11 protein-coding genes, 1 tRNA gene and 1 pseudogene are annotated in these 14256 nt (G+C 69.2%); 6 read left to right on the top strand and 7 right to left on the bottom strand.

What is annotated here, in order from left to right:
• Positions 1–28: 28 nt before the first annotated feature.
• From pstS to GVV86_RS05965, 4 genes are all read right to left on the bottom strand, one after another.
• Entirely contained in the window at positions 29–1150 is a 1122-nt protein-coding gene (pstS, locus tag GVV86_RS05980; protein WP_159802011.1) for a phosphate ABC transporter substrate-binding protein PstS, read from the bottom strand.
• Positions 1151–1182: 32 nt separating this feature from the next.
• Positions 1183–1980, bottom strand: coding sequence for an SDR family oxidoreductase (locus GVV86_RS05975; RefSeq protein WP_159802008.1), 798 nt, complete (start codon positions 1978–1980; stop codon positions 1183–1185).
• 121 nt (positions 1981–2101) lie between these two features.
• Entirely contained in the window at positions 2102–2566 is a 465-nt protein-coding gene (locus tag GVV86_RS05970; protein WP_159802005.1) for an Hsp20/alpha crystallin family protein, read from the bottom strand.
• Between the two features lie 324 nt (positions 2567–2890).
• Positions 2891–2964 (bottom strand) — tRNA-Val (locus GVV86_RS05965).
• A 241-nt stretch (positions 2965–3205) separates the two neighbouring features.
• Between GVV86_RS05965 and GVV86_RS05960 the strand changes: the two genes are divergently transcribed.
• Positions 3206–3874, top strand: a complete 669-nt coding sequence (locus tag GVV86_RS05960; protein ID WP_159802002.1) for a haloacid dehalogenase type II — start codon at positions 3206–3208, stop codon at positions 3872–3874.
• A gap of 149 nt (positions 3875–4023) precedes the next feature.
• Complete coding sequence (nhaA, locus tag GVV86_RS05955) at positions 4024–5394, top strand: Na+/H+ antiporter NhaA (RefSeq protein WP_159617358.1); 1371 nt, start codon at positions 4024–4026, stop codon at positions 5392–5394.
• On the opposite strand, the gene GVV86_RS05950 is transcribed toward nhaA, so the two are convergent.
• Together GVV86_RS05950 and ku are read right to left on the bottom strand one after the other, a co-directional pair.
• Positions 5391–5636 carry a hypothetical protein gene (locus GVV86_RS05950; protein ID WP_159802000.1) on the bottom strand — a complete coding sequence of 82 codons (246 nt, stop codon included), beginning with the start codon at positions 5634–5636 and terminating at the stop codon, positions 5391–5393. The genes nhaA and GVV86_RS05950 overlap by 4 nt on opposite strands.
• Complete coding sequence (gene ku, locus GVV86_RS05945) at positions 5636–6469, bottom strand: non-homologous end joining protein Ku (protein ID WP_159801998.1); 834 nt, start codon at positions 6467–6469, stop codon at positions 5636–5638. The genes GVV86_RS05950 and ku overlap by 1 nt, the downstream gene beginning before the upstream one ends.
• Positions 6470–6537: 68 nt before the next feature.
• Between ku and GVV86_RS05940 the strand changes: the two genes are divergently transcribed.
• The 3 genes and pseudogenes from GVV86_RS05940 to GVV86_RS05930 all read left to right on the top strand — a co-directional run.
• Positions 6538–7032 (top strand): SRPBCC domain-containing protein, encoded by a 495-nt coding sequence (locus GVV86_RS05940; protein ID WP_159617355.1) that lies wholly within the window; start codon positions 6538–6540, stop codon positions 7030–7032.
• Between the two features lie 84 nt (positions 7033–7116).
• Positions 7117–9660: an ATP-dependent DNA ligase gene (locus GVV86_RS05935; RefSeq protein ID WP_159801996.1), complete on the top strand. Its 2544-nt coding sequence runs from the start codon at positions 7117–7119 to the stop codon at positions 9658–9660.
• Between the two features lie 43 nt (positions 9661–9703).
• Positions 9704–12103, top strand: a pseudogene (locus GVV86_RS05930) (phosphoketolase family protein); the annotation flags it as partial.
• Between the two features lie 76 nt (positions 12104–12179).
• On the opposite strand, the gene GVV86_RS05925 reads toward GVV86_RS05930, so the two are convergent.
• Positions 12180–13292 (bottom strand): GTP pyrophosphokinase, encoded by a 1113-nt coding sequence (locus GVV86_RS05925; RefSeq protein ID WP_159801992.1) that lies wholly within the window; start codon positions 13290–13292, stop codon positions 12180–12182.
• 127 nt (positions 13293–13419) lie between these two features.
• Between GVV86_RS05925 and GVV86_RS05920 the strand changes: the two genes are divergently transcribed.
• Positions 13420–14256: an alpha/beta hydrolase family protein gene (locus GVV86_RS05920; protein WP_159802209.1), complete on the top strand. Its 837-nt coding sequence runs from the start codon at positions 13420–13422 to the stop codon at positions 14254–14256.

The raw sequence follows: 14256 nt of genomic DNA, 5'->3' as shown, positions 1-14256 counted from the left end.
GTTCTGCCCGGCCCCCGGGAAGGCGCTGTCAGCTCTTCGCCACGGTGATCCCGGCGATCGACTTCATGGCCCGGCGGGAGAGCTCGGCCGAGAGCGGGGCGCTCTTCGCGGCCTCGGCCGCCTCCTGCTGGCCATCCTCGCTCACCGCATACGCGCCGAAGGCCTTGGCCACCTCGGCTGACTGTTCGTTCTCATAGCTCGAGCAGTAGATGTGGTAGGACACCAGCACGAGGGGATACGTCCCCGCGGCCGTCGTCGTGCGGTCAAGTTCGAGGGACATGTCGTAGTCGGGGCGGCCGGGAACCATCGAGGCGAGGTCGACGGCGGCCGCGGCGGCTTCGGCGCTGACGGGCACGTACTCGCTGCCCACGCGCAGGTTCACCCGTCCAAGGGGCGGTCCGACGGCCGAGTCATCGGCGTAGGTCACGGCACCCTCGGTGCCCGAGACGGTGCTGACCACCCCGGAGTTGCCCTTGGAGTTCTCCCCGCCGATGCTTCCGGGCCAGGTTCCGTCGGGTTCATCGGTCCAGATCTCGGGCACCACGGCGTGGAGGTAGTCGGTGAAGTTCTCGGTGGTTCCGGAGTCATCTGACCTGCTGACCGGGGCGATGCGCGTCCCGGGCAGGTCGACCCCCGGGTTCTGCAAGGCGATCTCCGGGTCGTTCCAGACGGCGATCTCACCGCGGAAGATCTTGGCGATGGCCGCCGCGTCGAGGTTCAGCTCAGTGATGCCCGGGAGGTTGAAGGCGATGCTGATGGGGGAGACGTAGGCGGGAATGTTGAAGGCGCCGCCCGGCCCGCACGCCTCTGCGGATTCGGCGAGCTCCTCGTCGCTGAGGTAGGCGTCGGAGCCGGCGAAGGTCACCGCCCCGGCCAGGAGCGCTCCGCGCCCGGCGCCGGAACCATCGGGGGAGTACTGCACCTGAGCGCGCGGATTGACGGTGGCGAAGGCCGCCCGCCAGGCCTCCATGGCGGGTCCCTGCGCCGATGAGCCGGCGCCGGTGATGGCCCCCTGGAGCTTCGAGTCGGCGTTGCGTGCCGCTGATTCCTGCTCCGGGCCCAGGGGATAGTCAGACCCGCAGGCGGCGAGCGTTACGCCGAGGAGAACGGCGGAGAGGGCTGCAGTGAGGCGGGGAGGTACGGGTTTCACCGGGTCTACGTTACAGGCCCGGATGCGGCTTCTCAGAGCGAGCGCCACGCCCCGCTGGTGAGGTGCGACCCTGCCTGCGGGCCCATCAGGAGCATCCCGCCGTCCACGACGAACGATGCTCCGTTGACGTAGCTTGCGGCCGGTGAGGCGAGGAAGGCGATGACCGCGGCGACCTCCTTCGCGTCGCCGGGACGGCCCACCGGAATGCCCGGCCGGTCAACGGTTCGGGGATCCACGTCTTCGGCGTCGTTCATGGGGGTCGAGATCTCCCCGGGCAGTACGGCGTTGGCCGTGATGCCCCGGTCTGCCAGTTCGAGGGCGATGGTCCGCACCAGCCCGCCCAGCCCGTGCTTGGAGGCGTCGTACGCCGCGGACCCGACCCGGGGCTGCTCCTGGTGCACGCTGGTGACCGCGATGATGCGCCCGCCCCGGCCGGCCTTGACCATTCGGGCCGCGGCCCGCTGGATGCAGACGAACGCCCCGTCGAGGTTCGCGGCGAGGGTGCCGCGCCAGGTATCCCAGTCGGTCTCGAGGAACAGGGTGCCGCCCTTGACCCCGGCGTTGTTGACGAAGACGTCGACGCCGCCGAGCTCCTCGGCCATCGCGTCGACCACGTCGCCGCAGGCAGGGGCGTCGGTGGTGTCGAGCCGGGCGACGACGGCCTTCCGCCCGAAGGCGCGGACTCCGCGGGCGGTCTCCTCCGCCCCCTCCGAGTCCGAGTGCCAGGTGATGCCGACGTCGAGGCCGGCCTCGGCCAGGGCCAGCGCGGTGGCCCTGCCGATTCCCGAATCGGATCCCGTGACGATGGCGGTGGCGGGAGAGAAATCCATCCCGCCATCCTTTCCGCAGGTGATGGTGTTGGCAAGGAAATCCGCTGGCTGAAAAGGCGAAGGCCGGGCCGGACGCTCGGTGCGCCCGGCCCGTCCCGGGAAGGGGAGAGCCCTGCGGCTCCTAGGCTTCGACGGTCTTCTGCCTGGATCCGCCCTCAACGGACTCGCCCTTGACGGCCTCGGAATCGGTTCCCGACATGACCTCGATCTTCCGCGGCTTCGCCCGCTCGGTCACGGGGATGTTGACGCTCAGCACGCCGTTCTCGTAACGGGCCGAGATGGCCTCGATGTCGATCCCCTGACCGAGGTTGAGCTGGCGGAGGAAGGATCCGCTCTCGCGCTCGCGGGTCAGCCACTTGACCCCTTCGGCGCCGCGCAGGGTGCGCTCGGCCCGGATGGTGAGCAGCTGGCCGTCGACGTCAATATCGACGGAGCCCGGATCGATGCCCGGAAGGTCGGCGGTCAGGATGTAGTGGTCGCCCTCGCGGTACAGGTCCATGGGCATCAGGCGCAGCCCCTGCCGGGGATCCAGCAGCGCGCCGGCGACGCGGTCCAAATCACGGAACGGGTCGAACTTCATGGCCATTTGAAAACAACTCCTTCGCACAACGGCCACCGTCGGTGGTGGTTTTTTCATCTACCAGAGTTGAGCGGGTTCCGCTCAACCTGCAGTTAAATTAGCACTCTCAGGAGGAGAGCGCCAAGTGGTGCGCCAACTTTTTTGAGGTTCGTTCGGGTCGAAGAGGAAAGGCCGGATACGGCCGGCGGGCCGGCCGTGCCAGGGAAGGGAACCCGTCGCAGGAAGGGCCTAAAGGGTGAAGCCCTCCCCCCGAGCACGGGAAGGGAAGGGGGCGCAGGAGGGGCTTAAAGAAAAGCAGCCCTCCCGCAAGGATTGCGGGAGGGCGCAGAGTGCCTGCGCGGGGCCTCGATCCCCGGGCCTTCCGCGTGTGAAGCGGATGCTCTACCAGACTGAGCTACACAGGCAGATGGTTCTCCAATAGCTTAGGGCATTTCCCGCCCGCTCCAAACCCGACCTCCGGGGCGCGGACGCGGGCAGGTAAGCAGGGAGACGCAGGCGGTGCTCCACGGCGGACGGTTCCCAGTGGCCGTCGGCGGAACTAGGCTTCCCCCAGCGGTTTGCGCCGCGGACGCCCAACGAACCGGAGAGCCGATGCACACCATGGAACCCGCCAGCTCCTGCCCGATCGACGGAGGGTAGGGCGCCATGCGCCCCTCGGTGCTTGTCTTCGATGTCAATGAAACCCTTTCGGACCTCTCACCCATGGCCGGGCACTTCGCCGGGATCGGCTGCTCGGACGGAACCGCCCGGTTGTGGTTCGCATCCCTGCTGCGGGACGGATTCGCGCTGACCGCAGCAGGCATCAACCCCCGTTTCACCGACGTGGCCGAGGATGCCCTCCGGTCCGTGCTGGCCGGGCAGCCCGTCAACCGGAGCGTCGACGACGCCGTGGCGCTGCTGCTTGACCGGTTCCGGAACCTCGGCGTCCACGAGGACGTCATCCCCGGCATCGAAGCGCTGACCGACAAGGGCCACCGCCTCATCACTCTGACCAACGGCGCGGCGGCCATCGCCGAAGGGCTCGCGCAGCGCGCCGGAATCGAGGGAAGTTTCGAGAAGTTCCTCTCGGTGGAGGATGCCCCGCTCTGGAAACCCGCACCCTCGGCGTACGGTTATGCAGCCGGTGCCTGCGGCACCGGGGTCGAGGACATGATGCTGATCGCCTCCCATCCCTGGGACATCGATGGGGCAGCGCGGGCGGGCATGCGGACCGCTTGGCTGAACCGCAACGGCTCACCTTACCCCTCGTCCTTCCGCCGTCCCGATCTGGTCCTCACTGCGCTTCGGGAACTTGCCCGGGAGCTCGAAGCCTGATGCTGCATCGGCCACAGGCAGCCGCGCCGGGCCGGCTGCCGGCGGACCCCCCGGTATGCATCACCAGCGCCGCCGGGTAGTCTGGATCACGGTGAGCCGGGAAGTCTGGTCGGCGCTTCCTCAAGCGACCGCCGACAAAAGGAGCTCCTGTGTCCTCCACCCCATCCCCACCCACCCAGCCCTCGAGTGAATCCACGGCGAAGCGGGTCTTCACCCGGGCCAGCTATCCCGAACACCTGAGGATGTCCTCGATCCTGCGCAAGGAGACGGTGGGCGGTGCGCTCCTGCTCCTCGCGACGACGCTGGCGCTCATCCTTGCCAACACTCCGGCCGCCGATGGATACTTCGCCCTGCGCGACGCCAAATTCGGCTACGAACCGCTGCACCTCGAACTCAGTGTCGGTGCCTGGGCGGCCGACGGCCTGCTGGCAATCTTCTTCTTCCTCGCCGGGCTCGAACTCAAGCGGGAGTTCGTCGCCGGCGACCTCCGCCGCTTCTCCCGTGCCATCGTGCCGGTGGCTGCCGCTATAGGCGGAGTCGTGGTGCCCGCACTGATCTACGTCGCGGTGATCCTGACCAGCGGCTCGGACGCCCTGCGGGGCTGGGCCATCCCCACGGCCACCGATATCGCGTTCGCCCTGGCTGTGCTCGCCGTCGTCGGATCCCACCTTCCCGGGGCCCTGCGCATCTTCCTGCTCACTCTGGCCGTTGTGGACGACCTGATCGCCATCAGCATCATCGCCTTTTTCTATTCCGGGAACATTGCCGCTACGCCCCTGCTGCTGGCGGTGCTTCCGCTTGCCCTCTATGCCTTCCTGGCCCACCGGTTCTCCCGGTTCTTCCAGCGGCACGCGATGGCGCCGTGGCTGATCCTGCTGCCTCTCGGATTCATCGTCTGGACCCTGGTGCACGCCTCCGGGGTCCACGCCACCGTCGCCGGGGTCCTCCTCGGCTTCGCCGTCCCGGTCAAGCCCTCGCGGAAAGCCCAGGCCGAAGGTTCCACCGTGCCGGACGCCGAGGGGCTGGCGGACACGATGGAACACCGCATCCGCCCCCTGTCGGCGGGTGTCGCCGTCCCGGTCTTCGCCTTCTTCTCGGCGGGGGTGACGATCGGCGGCGCCTCGGGGTTCCTCAGCGCCATCACTGACCCGATCGCCGTGGGCATCGTCCTGGCACTGGTGGTCGGAAAGCCGATCGGCATCCTGCTGGCGGTCTGGCTCGTGACCAAGGCCGAGAAGGCTAACCTCGACCCCGACCTGTCCTGGGTGGATATTGCCGGAGCCGCCCTGCTGGCCGGCATCGGGTTTACCGTCTCACTCCTCATTGCGGAGCTCGGTTTCGGCCAGGGCACCCCGGAGGACGACCACGCGAAGGTCGCGGTGCTGATCGGCTCGCTCCTCGCGGCGCTCGCCGCCTCCGTCATCCTGCGCTCACGCAACCGCCACTACCGGCAGATCGAAGCCAAGGAGGCGGTCGACGCCGACCGGGACGGCGTCCCCGACGTGTTCGAGGAACGCTAGCGCCGCGCCAGCCAGGCCAGGGTCAGCGCTCCGGCGGTACGGCGGAACCCGCTGTCACCGTCGGCGGCCTCGAGCGCGGCCCAGATGGCGAGGCAGGCGGTGCTGGCCCGGCCGAGTGCCTCGCTGTTTTCGTCCTTCAGTGCCATCAGGGACGCCGCGCCCAGCCCGGCCCAGGCCAGGATCAGGGCATTGGGGCGCTGGGCGATGCCCTGCCTGCCGCGGGAGTCGGTGAAGAAACCCATTACGCTCCCTTCTTCGAACTGGTCGAGTCCTTCTTGCCGCCGGACTTCTTTTCGCGGTTTTTCTCGAGACTGCGGCGCAGAGCCTCCATCAGGTCGAGGACGTTGGTGTCGTCCTCCTCCGCCGACGCGCCGAAGGTCTCCTCGGTGCTCAGGGTGTCGCCCTTCTCGATCTTCGCATCGATCAGGGTGCGCAGCTGCACCTGATAGTCATCGGTGAAGTTCTCAGGATCGAAATCCGTCGAGAAGGACTCGACGAGGGCCGCGGACATCTGCTTCTCCTTGGCGGAGATGCGCACCTTTTCCTCGAGAGCGGGGAAGGAGGCTTCGCGCACCTCGTCGTCCCAGAGCAGCGACTGGAGCATCAGGACCTCGCCGCGGACCCGCAGCGCACCGAGCCGGCTCTTCTGCCGGAGGGAGAACTGGACGATCGCCGTCCGGTCGGTCTCCTCGAGGGTCTTGCGGAGCAGCACGTAGGCCTTGGTGGAGGCCGAATCGGGCTCAAGGTAGTAGGAGCGGTCGTACATGATGGGGTCGATCTGGTCGCTGGGAACGAATTCGACCACCTCGATCTCACGGCTTTTTTCGACCGGGAGGGAGCCGAGGTCCTCCTCCGTCAGCACCACTGTGTGCTCGCCGTCGTCATAGGCCTTGTCGATGTTCTTGTAGTCGACCACTTCCCCGCAGATCTCACACCGGCGCTGGTAGCGGATCCGCCCGCCGTCCTTATCGTGGACCTGGTGGAGGCCGATGTCGTGGTCTTCGGTGGCGCTGTACACCTTCACGGGCACGTTCACCAGCCCGAACGCGACGGCTCCCTTCCAGATGGCTCTCATGGAACAAGTGAACACCACCGGCAGCACACCTAGCCAGAGCCGGTTTTCCCGCGGTCTACGATGGATAGGTGACTTCCTCCACCGCAGAACCGACAGTCAGCCGCACTACCACCGACGACGGCGCACCTGCCCTGCGCTTCGAGATGCGGTTCGCGGTTCCGCCGGCGGTGCTGTGGAAGCACCTGACGGATCCGGGCAAGCTCAAATACTGGTTCCCCGCCGAAATGGACATCCTGCCCCGCCGGGACGCCGAGGTCATCTTCAAGCTGCCGGGCCAGCGGCCGTTGAAGGGCACGGTCCTTGAGGCCTCCAAGCCCACGGTGCTGGCCTTCTCCTGGGACCGGGAGGTCCTGCGGTGGGAGTTCACGCGCCAGGAGGACGGCGGCACCCTGCTGGCGTTGACGATTTCGCCTGCGGATTCCGCGCAGATCGCCGTTTCCGCCGCCGGCTGGCACCTGACCCTGATGGGCCTCGACGACTACCTCAATGAGCGCAGCCTCGGCCAGGATCCCGCCCTCTGGCAGGTCTACGTCGACCGGTACACCTCCCAGTTTTCGTCCTGACCCGCCGCACCGGGTGAGGCTGCCGGGAGGATCCGAGGCCTCCCGATAGTGGAATTCGGGGCCCATCCGGACAACACTGGGGAAATGGCTCTCCCGGGTTCCCGCAACGTGCAGACCGTCACGGTCGACGGGCGTTCCCTGCGGCTGTCGAGCCTGGACAAGGTGCTGTACCCGGAGACCGGCACCACCAAGGCCGACGTGCTGGCGTACTACGCGGCGGTGGCCGGGCCCTTGATCCGGCATGCCCGCGACCGGCCCGCGACCCGCAAGCGCTGGGTGCACGGCGTCGGGACTGCAGACGCCCCCGGCCAGGTTTTCTTCCAAAAGAACCTCGACGCCGCGGCTCCGGCCTGGCTGCCCCGCCACCCGATCCGGCACAAGGACCACACGAACGTGTACCCGGTGGTGAACGATCTGGCCACCCTCACCTGGTTCGGGCAGATCGGGGCCCTTGAGGTCCATGTGCCCCAGTGGCGGTTCGGCCCGCACTCGGCGGTGGGCAACCCGGACCGGATGGTGCTCGACCTCGACCCCGGGCCGGGAGCGGGCCTGCCCGAATGCGCCGAGGTGGCCCGGTTGGCCCGGGAGATCCTCACCGGTATGGGCCTTGATCCGTGGCCGGTGACAAGCGGCTCCAAGGGCCTCCACCTGTACTGCCGGCTGGACGGGAAGCTGACCTCCGAGCAGGTCTCCGGCGTCGCGCACGAGTTGGCCCGCGCCCTTGAGGCGGACCACCCCGGCCTGGCGGTCAGCGACATGAAGAAGTCCCTGCGCGGCGGGCGCGTCCTGGTGGACTGGAGCCAGAACAACCGGAACAAGACCACCGTGGCGCCGTATTCGCTGCGCGGACGCTTCCACCCGACCGTCGCCGCGCCGCGCACCTGGGCCGAGCTTGACGACCCGGACCTGGCCCACCTCGATTACCGGGAGGTGCGCCGGCGCGTCCAGGACCAGGGGGACATCCTGGCCGGCCTCGATCCGGACCCGCAGGACGGAGCCGGCACGGCCGGCTCCGCCCCGGACCGCCTGACCCAGTACCGGGCCATGCGCGATGCCGGCAGGACCCCGGAGCCCGTCCCGGAAGCCGTCGGACCGCCCGGGGGCAACAGCTTCGTCATCCAGGAACACCATGCGCGCCGCCTCCACTATGACCTCCGGCTGGAGCGCGAGGGCGTGCTCGTCTCGTGGGCCCTGCCCAAGGGCCCGCCCGCCACGCCGGACCGGAACCATCTGGCGGTCCAGACGGAGGACCACCCGCTGGAATACGGGACCTTTGAGGGAAGTATTCCCAAGGGGGAATACGGAGCGGGCGAGATGAGCATCTGGGATTCGGGGACCTACGAGCTGGAAAAGTGGCGCGACGGCAAGGAGGTGATCTGCACCCTGTACGGGAGGCAGGACGGCGGTCTCGCCCGCTCCGGCAGCGCCGTCCGGCGGTACGCCCTGATCAACACCGGCGGCTCCGGAACCGGGGCGCGGAACTGGCTCATCCACCTCATGAAGGACCAGCCGGCCGTCGCCTCCTCCGGTGCAGCTTCCACCGGTGCCGCTTCCTCCGGTGCCGCCTCCGACGGCGGCGGGCTCGACGCCCCCGCTGGCCCGGACGGGCCTGCCGTTCCGGTTGCACCGGCGGAGCTTCCGGTGGCCGGGCGCGGCGCCGCCCCGGACTTCGTGCCGCCCATGCTGGCGACCCTGGCCACTTCAACGATCCTGCCCGATGAATCCGACTTCGCGTTCGAGCTGAAGTGGGACGGGGTGCGGGCCATCGCCGTCGTCGCGGCCGGTGGCGTGCGCCTGATCAGCCGCAACGGCAACGACATGAGCCTGCTCTACCCCGAACTGGGCGACCTCGCCGACTATGTGAACGCCGAGACGGCGGTGCTCGACGGCGAGATCGTGGCCCTCAACGCCGGCGGCCGGCCCGACTTCAGCTTGCTGCAGACCCGGATGAAGCTGACCTCGGCCGCCGAGATCGCCGCCGCCCGGGCGACGACACCGGTCCGGCTCATGCTCTTCGACCTCCTCGACCTCGACGGCACCTCCCTGCTCCCGCTCGGGTACAGCAACCGCAGGGAGATCCTCGAAGGCGCCGTCAGCGCCCCGGAGGACGGGCATGTCCAGGTTCCGGGACAGCTTGACGCCACCCTGGCCGAAGCGGTCCAGGCCAGCAGGGACCTGGGGCTCGAAGGCATCGTCGCCAAGCGCCGCAGCAGCGTGTACCGCCCCGGAACCCGCACCGAGGCGTGGCTGAAGATCAAGCACCAGCGCACCCAGGAGGTGGTGGTGGTGGGCTGGCGCCCCGGGAAGGGCAACCGCGCCTCGAAGATCGGCTCTCTCCTGGTCGCGGTGCCCGACGGGGTGAACCTGAAGTACCTCGGCCGCGTCGGCTCGGGGCTCACCGACCGGGAACTGGCCGAGGTGGGGGGCCGGCTCAAGAAGATGGCCCGCAAGACGGCGCCGCTGCCCGACGTCCCCGCCCCCGACGCCGCGGACGCGCGCTGGGTGCGGCCCGCGCTCGTGGGCGAGGTGCAGTACAGCGAACGCACCGGCGGGGGCCGGCTGCGGCACCCGGTCTGGCGCGGCTGGCGGCCGGATAAGAAACCCTCCGATGTGACCGTCGAAAACTGAGAACCGGCCGGCGGAGGGCCCTCCGCCGGCGTCGTCCAACCCGAGGAGGAACACCATGCCAGAGCCCGATGTCGACCGGCTGGACGCCTGGTGGCGGGCCGCGAACTACCTCTCCGTCGGCCAGATCTACCTCCGGGACAACCCGCTGCTGAGGCGTCCGCTCGAAGGCGGCGACGTCAAGGCCCGGCTGCTGGGCCACTGGGGGACCACCCCGGGCCTGAACTTCGTGTACGCCCACCTGAACCGGGTGATCCGCGAGCAGCGGCAGGCGATGCTGTTCGTCACCGGGCCGGGGCACGGCGGTCCGGCCAACGTCGCCAACGCCTGGCTTGAGGGAACGTACTCCGAGGTGTACTCCCATATCGGCAGGGACGAAACCGGCCTCAAGGACCTGTTCAAACAGTTCAGCTACCCGGGCGGCATCCCCTCCCACGCCGCCCCCGAGTCGCCCGGCTCCATCCACGAGGGCGGCGAGCTCGGCTACGCCCTCGTCCACGCCTACGGCGCCGTGTTCGACAACCCCGACCTCCTCGCCGTGGCCGTAGTGGGCGACGGCGAAGCCGAAACCGGCCCGCTGGCGGCAAGCTGGCACTCCAACAACTTCCTCAACCCCGCCCTCGACGGCGCCGTGCTCCCGATCCTGCACCTCAACGGCTACAAGATCGCCAACCCCACGGTGCTGGCACGCATGCCCGAGGACCAGCTGCGGCAGCTGATGTCCGGCTACGGCTACGAGCCCCACTTCGTCACCGTCAGCGACCCGCGCGCCACCGCGCAGGCCCACCGGGAGTTCGCGGCGGTCCTGGACGAATGCCTCGTCCGGATCCGGGACATCCAGCAGCAGGCCCGGTCCGGCGGGGACCTCCCGGAGGGCACGCCCCGCTGGCCCATGATCGTGCTGCGCTCACCCAAGGGCTGGACCGGGCCCGACGTCGTCGACGGCAAGCAGGTCGAGGGCACCTGGCGCTCGCACCAGGTGCCGCTGTCCGAGATCCACACGGACCCCGGGCACCTGCGCCAGCTCGAGGAGTGGATGCGCTCCTACCGACCGGAGGAGCTCTTCACCGAAACCGGGGAGCTGCGCCCCGAGCTCGCCTCCCTCGCGCCGGAGGGCTACCTGCGGATGAGCGCCACCCCCTACGCCAACGGCGGCTGGCTGCTGCGCGACCTCAAGCTGCCCGACTACTTCGACCACGCCGTGACGGTGGGCTCACCGGGCAGCGAAAAGGTGAGCCCGATGATCACCGTCGGCGGGTACCTGCGCGACATCATCGCGGCGAACCCCACGAACTTCCGCGTCTTCGGCCCCGACGAGACGGCGTCCAACCGGCTCTCGGCGGTCTACGACGTCACCGACAAGGCGTGGCAGGCACGCACCGAGGACGTCGACGAGCACCTGGCCCGCTCCGGCCGGGTCCTTGAGGTGCTCAGTGAGCACCTCTGCCAGGGCTGGCTCGAGGGCTACCTGCTCACCGGACGGCACGGGGTGTTCAACTGCTACGAGGCGTTTGTCCACATCGTCGACTCGATGTTCAACCAGTTCGCCAAGTGGCTCAAGGTGCACCAGGACCTGTCCTGGCGCCGTCCGATCGCCTCCTTCAACTACCTGCTCTCCAGCCATGTGTGGCAGCAGGACCACAACGGGTTCTCCCATCAGGACCCCGGGTTCATCGACCACGTGGTGAACAAGAAGGCCGACGTGATCCGCGTCTACCTGCCGCCGGACACCAACACCATGCTGGCCGTGACCGAGCACTGCATGCAGACCCGGGACACCGTCAACGTGATCATCACCGGCAAGCAGCCCAATCCCACCTGGCTCGGGCCCGAGGAGGCCCGCCTGCACGTTCGACGCGGCATCGGGGTATGGGACTTCGCCGGCCGCGAGGACGCCGGAGCGGACCCCGACGTCGTCCTCGGTTGCGCCGGCGACGTGCCGACGCTCGAGACGGTCGCGGCCGCGGGCCTGCTCAAGGCGGGCATCCCGTCGCTGAGGATCCGCGTGATCAACGTGGTGGACCTGATGCGTCTGCAGGACGACACCGAGCACCCGCACGGGCTGAAGGCGCGGGCGTTCGACAACCTGTTCACCACGGATCGGCCCGTGATCTTCGCCTACCACGGCTACCCGTGGCTGATCCACCGCCTGACCTACCGGAGGACCAACCACGCGAACCTTCACGTCCGCGGCTACAAGGAGGAGGGGACGACCACCACGCCCTTCGACATGGCCATGCTGAACCAGATCGACCGGTACTCACTGGCCATGGACGTGATCGATCGGGTCCCGTCGCTGGGCTCCACCCAGGCCTCGCTGCGCCAGTCGCTGCAGGACCAGCGGCAGCGCGCATGGCAGCACACCCGGGACGCCGGGGAGGACGCCGGCTTCATCACGGGCTGGACCCTCGACGAGTCCTCGCCCGACGACTCCCAGAACCAGTGAACGCCGCCCGGCAGCCGTGCCCCTGCGGCCCGGCACCGCGGAGGGACCGAAAGCCGCGAAGCGATGCCGGCGGGGATCAGGGGGAGTTTTCCTGAAGGGCCCGGTAGTTCTGCATCGAGCGCATCCTGCGCTGGAGGCTGTCCCGGCGCGGAGTGGGCTCCGCGTCGGGGGCCTCGGCGGTGAGGTCGATGTGGCGCTGTCCGTAGTGCCACAGCAGCATGTCGTCGAGCAGCCGGTCGGGGCCGGGGGAGTACCGGTGGTCGAGGGCCCGGCGCACGGTGGTGATCGTGTCGGCCTGCAGCAGGTCCACGAGTTCGAGGGTGGTCCGCAGCCCGTGGGCGGCAAGGAGTTCGGCGGCCCAGCCCCAGTTGTCGTCGGCCTTGCGGTCGACGTGGGGCAGCAGGGTCTTCCAGATGTGCCGGATGCGGTTGGGGGTCAGCGGTGCACTGCCCTCCCCGGCCTCGTCCCAGAACCCGGTCACCGTCTCATAGCGTTCGTGCAGCTCGGCGAAGGCCGACTCAACGGTCTCGAGCATCGCGGCCGTCCCGGTGAACTGCCGGTCGAAGTAGGGGCTCCACGCCTTGGGATTGGCGGCCTTGAAGCGGATGTCGTGTTCAATCTCCGACCAGGCGTGGGCTAGGACGGTGCGGACCTGCACCTCGAAGAGGTAGCCGCCGCCGGCCTTCGAGTCGGGGTCAAGGGCCTGCTGGTAGCGCCGGACGACGTCGTTGTGGATGCTGCGCATGATCAGGTGCCGGCTCGAGTACCCGTAGGTGCCCGATTCGATCGACCCGATGTCCTTCTCGCGGTCCCCGCGGCAGTCGAAATCCTGCCGCTGGCGCTTGATGAGGTTCGCGGCGAGGTCCACCTCATGCGGGAGGGTGGTGATGACCCGGATCCCGACGAGGTCGGTGAGGTTGCGCAGCGGGTCGGGGAAGACGAGCGCCGGCACCGCACCCGGCTCGGTGGGCGCGAGTGTCCGGGAGGCCTTGTCGCGGAAGGATTCGACGGTCTTGGTGCGCGCGGTGACGAAGAGGGGCCGCAGGTCCGAGGGGTCGAAGATCGCCGAGATGCTGCGGCGCATCTCCTCGGTCACCGCCTCGAGCTGGGGCCGCACCCGCGTGAACTCCCGCGTCGACGCTTCGACCGCCGGGCGCAGGCGGTCGTCGAGGTCATCCCACGCGCTCACTAAAGGGCCTCCTGGTCTCGGCGTTTCTGCAATCCTAGCCGCCGCCCGCGACGGTTATGCTTCCGGTGTGAACCAGCCGGGACGACGCAACGTATTGGCACTCCTCGGAGCGCTGGGCGCCTCGGTGCTGCCCGGCTGCGCCCGCCCGGCCGACCGTGCCGGGAAGCCGGCCGACGGCGCCGCCCGGCGCTACCGCTACGGCTCCGACCCGAGCCAGTTCGCCGACCTCTATCTGCCTTCCGCGGCGTTCAAGCCGGGGGTGGTGGTGATTATCCACGGCGGGTACTGGCGTTCAACCTACGGTGCCGAACTCGGCGAACCGCTGGCCCGGGACCTGGCGGACCGGGGCTACGCCTGCTGGAACCTCGAGTACCGCCGGGTCGGCAACGGCGGCGGCTGGCCGGGGACCTTTGAGGATATTGGAGCCGGGATCGACCTTCTGGCCGAGGCATCGGCGCGGCACGGACTCGACCTTACGACCGTGACGGGCCTGGGCCACTCCGCGGGCGGCCACCTCGCCGTGTGGGCGGCAGGACGCGGCTCTCTTCCAGCCGACGCCCCGGGCGCGGGCCCGGCGTCGGTGCCGTTGACGGCGGTCGTGAGCCAGTCGGGGGTGCTCAATCTCGCCCAGGCGCACGAGCTGAACCTCAGCAACGGCGCCGTCGAGGACCTGCTCGGCGCTTCTCCGGCGGCCGAGCCGGATCGGTACCGGTGGGCCGATCCCCTGAACGCGGTGCCGCTCCCCGTCCCCGTCTTCGCGCTGCACGGGGAGGAGGACACCACGGTTCCGCTGAGCCAGTCCGAAAGCTATGTGGCTGCCGCCGCCCGGGCGGGCGCTGCGGCAGAGCTCCTGGTGATTCCGGGCGACCATTTCGCGATGATCACTCCCGGCACCGAAGCGTGGGAGCGGGTGGTGGCGGCCGTCGACTCGGCCGCCACCACCCGGCAGGGTTCCGCCGGATGA

The organism is Arthrobacter zhaoguopingii (genome assembly GCF_009828595.1).
GTDB lineage: Bacteria > Actinomycetota > Actinomycetes > Actinomycetales > Micrococcaceae > Arthrobacter_D > Arthrobacter_D zhaoguopingii.
This window is presented reverse-complemented; position numbering and strand designations above follow the sequence as displayed.